1 protein-coding gene is annotated in these 1,020 nt (G+C 71.6%); it reads right to left on the reverse strand.

Translation table 11 applies throughout. From position 1 onward, the window contains the following. Nucleotides 1-1,020, reverse strand: a 1,020-nt coding sequence (locus AB0J09_RS65805; RefSeq protein WP_360714775.1) for a proton-conducting transporter membrane subunit, incomplete at both ends; no start/stop codon positions are given.

Below are 1,020 nucleotides of genomic sequence, written 5' to 3' on the forward strand. Positions count from 1 at the left end.
CTGTGGCGCCCGATGGCGGCGACGATGACCAGCATCAGCACCAGAGCCACCGCGATCGCCCAGCCCAGCCCGGCGGCGAAGCCCGCCCGCGCGATGCCCAGCTCGCTGGCGAACAGGCTGAACGGCGGGAGGCCGAGCAAGGCCAGCAGCCCCAGCGCGAACGCCCCGGCCAGCATCGGCGCTGTGGCCATGAGGCCGCGTACAGCGTGGATCCGGCTGGTGCCGAGCGCCTGGTGCAGCTGTCCTGCGGACAGGAACAACACCGACTTGCCGAGCCCGTGCCCGAGGATGTGCAGCAGGACGGCGACCAGGGCGAGGGAGTTGCCGATCGCCGCGCCGAGGGCGACCAGGCCCATGTGCTCGATGCTGGAATAGGCCAGCAGCCGCTTGTAGTCGCGCTGCCCGAGCAGCAGCAACGCGGCCACGGCCAGGGAGGCCAGCGCCACGATGACGAGCAGCGCCCGGGTGAACCCGCCGCCGAGAGTCACATCGGCGATGACCTTGACGCGCAGGATGGCGTAGAACGCCACCGACAGCAGCACCCCTGACATCAGCGCCGACACCGGAGCCGGGGCCTGGCTGTGCGCGTCGGGCAGCCAGGCGTGCATCGGCGCCAGCCCAGCCTTGGTGCCGAACCCGAGCACGAGCAGCATGACCGCGATGCGCATCACGCCGGGATCGAGCCGGTTCGCGTGCTCGACCAGCACCGCCCAGTCCAGGGAGGCCACGCTGACGTGCGTGCCGGCGTAGTGGACCATGACGATGCCCAGCAGCGCGAGCGCGATGCCGACCGAGCAGATGACCACGTACTTCCAGGCGGCCTCCGTGGCCTGGCGGGTGCGCCGGTGACCGACCAGAAAGGCGGTCAGGATCGTGGTCGCCTCGATAGCCACCCACAGCAGGCCCAGACTGGAGGCCAGGACGGCCAGCGCCATCGCGGCGATGAAGGACTGGGTCAGTACCCCGTAGCGGCGCATCGCGCGCGGGCCGGTGTGCCCGGCGGCGAGCTCGGCCGCCAGG

It is taken from the genome of Nonomuraea sp. NPDC049784 (assembly GCF_040659615.1).
Classification (GTDB): domain Bacteria; phylum Actinomycetota; class Actinomycetes; order Streptosporangiales; family Streptosporangiaceae; genus Nonomuraea.